The following is a 2,222-nucleotide window of genomic DNA, read 5'->3' on the forward strand; positions in this document are numbered from 1 at the left end:
CCTCACCGAGCCCGAGCCCGGCTTGTTCACCCAGCCCCGCCCCTGAACACCAGCCCACCCCACCGAGCAGGGCACCTCACCCAGACCTCATCGCGAATCGGGCATCACGGCGCGAACCGCACTCTGAAACCTGTACCCGATCTCATGGTGAACCTAGTACCCCAGCTGTAGATCTTGATCTTGGCCTGTGGGCGGACAGCATCTCGGGTCGGTAGGTCGGCTTCTGCTGGCCGCTGGCAGGCAGACCGGGCCCGGTGGAACAGGCACTATGCCCCGGTGAGCATCGTCATCAGGTTCTTCGTGGCACCGGACGCCGAAGCTGCCGCTGTTGTCGCGGAGGGTCGTCCCGACGGGGTCTTCGAGTCCCTGACCTTCGGCAGCTTCGATGTCGAGGAGGCTCTGATCGAGTGGGAGGGCATCTTCACCGGTCGGAGCTTTGAGGAAGTCCTTGACGACGATGTTCCCGAGACTGTTGTCGACCCGGACGACGGCGAGGGTCCGCTCGTCCTCGCCGTCTCCGGCACCCTTCGAGATGCCCTGTGCACTGCCGTCGAGCACCGGCTCGCTGAAGTCAGCCGGCTGTGGGTGGCCGAGCGGGCGGCAGACGGCGAGGTCTTCGACCCCGAGATCGCCGTGTGGATCCTGAGCGGCTTGGCCGACCTGGCCCGTGCCGTCCGCGAGGGAGACGAGAACCTGTACTGCTGGGTGGCGTAGAAAAAGGGCACGGCCACCGTTGATCATCGTCGGTTGTGTGGACAGACGAAGATCAGCCGATGGCCGTGGGCCGCAGCGTAGACCCTGCCCGGTGGCAGCCGGTGTTCGACGACCTGATGGCGAGGGTGGCGAGGCGGTTCGCCCGGGTCGAGCCGCGTCGCAGGGCACGGGCCTTCGTGCTGGGCCTGCTGGCAGAGTTGCCGCGGAAGAACTGCTGGACGATCGCGGAGCATGCCGGTGACAGCAGTCCGGCCGGTATGCAGCACCTGCTCAGCCGCGCGTCCTGGGACGCCGACGAAGTCCGCGACGACATACGGGACTTCGTAGTCGAGCACCTCGGCAACCAGGACGCCGTCCTGGTGGTGGACGAGACCGGTGACCTGAAGAAGGGCACCGCGAGCGTCGGGGTGCAACGCCAGTACACCGGGACCGCGGGGCGAATCGAAAACGCCCAGGTCGCCGTCTACCTCGTCTACTCCACCCCGGTCGGGCACGCTGCCATCGACCGGCGCCTCTACATCCCACGCTCCTGGACTCAGGACCCCGACCGGTGCCGGGCCGCAGGCATCCCGGACCACACGGGGTTCGCCACCAAGCCCGCCCTGGCCACCGAGATGATCACCCAGGCCCTGGACGCCGGCGTCACGGCCTCATGGGTCACCGGCGACGAGGTCTACGGCGGCGACCCCCACCTGAGCGCCGAACCGGAGCGCCGTCAGGTCGGCTACGTCCTCGCCGTCTCACGCAAGCGACCGACCCCGACCCGTGCGGGCGTCTTCACGGCCGGCATGCTGGCCTACTGCCTCCCGAAGACTGCATGGCAGCGACTCTCAGCCGGAGACGGCGCCAAAGGTCACCGCTTCTACGACTGGGCCCAAGTAGAGATCGACAGCCCGGCGAGCAGCACGGGTCACCGGTCGTTGCTCATTCGACGCAACCGGCGCACCGGCGAACTCGCCTTCTACCGTTGCTACTCGGCTGGACCCGTTCCTTTGAGCGCCCTGGTCAGGGTCGCCGGGCGCCGCTGGACGGTGGAGGAGACCTTCCAGTCCGCGAAGGGCCTGACCGGCCTGGACGAGCACCAGGTCCGCCGCTGGACCTCCTGGCATCGCTGGACCACGCTGGCCATGCTCGCGCACGCATTCCTCGTGGTCACGGCCGCCATCGAACGGACCACCGTGACCACGCCGCCAGGGCTCGCCCCGCTGACCTGCGGCGAGATCCAACGTCTCTTCACCGCCTTCGCCGCACCGCAACCACGCGGCCTGGCGCACTGGCTCAGTTGGTCATGCTGGCGCCGACGACACCAGGCCCGTGCACGGAGCAGCCACTACCAACGTCAGGCCCTCCAACAATCGTGATCAAGATCTACAGCTGGAGTACTAGTGTCTCGTGATCCCGTTGGCGTTACTTAATCTCGTGTGTCTCGTTGGTACTGGCATGGAGCTCTCCGTGGAACAGGTCGCTGAGTTACGGGTGTTGGCGAGTAGTCGGAACGTGCCTGCGGA

2 protein-coding genes are annotated in these 2,222 nt (G+C 67.1%); both read left to right on the plus strand.

Features of this window, described 5'->3' with window-relative positions; all coding sequences use genetic code 11:
• The first annotated feature begins 276 nt into the window (after nucleotides 1-276).
• A complete protein-coding gene (locus QMK24_RS41060) occupies nucleotides 277-714 on the plus strand; it encodes a hypothetical protein (RefSeq protein WP_283472019.1) in 438 nt (145 codons plus the stop codon).
• A gap of 59 nt (nucleotides 715-773) precedes the next feature.
• Entirely contained in the window at nucleotides 774-2,075 is a 1,302-nt protein-coding gene (locus QMK24_RS41065; RefSeq protein WP_502962712.1) for an IS701 family transposase, read from the plus strand.
• Nucleotides 2,076-2,222 lie beyond the last annotated feature (147 nt).

Source organism: Streptomyces sp. PH10-H1, from assembly GCF_030063355.1.
GTDB lineage: Bacteria > Actinomycetota > Actinomycetes > Streptomycetales > Streptomycetaceae > Actinacidiphila.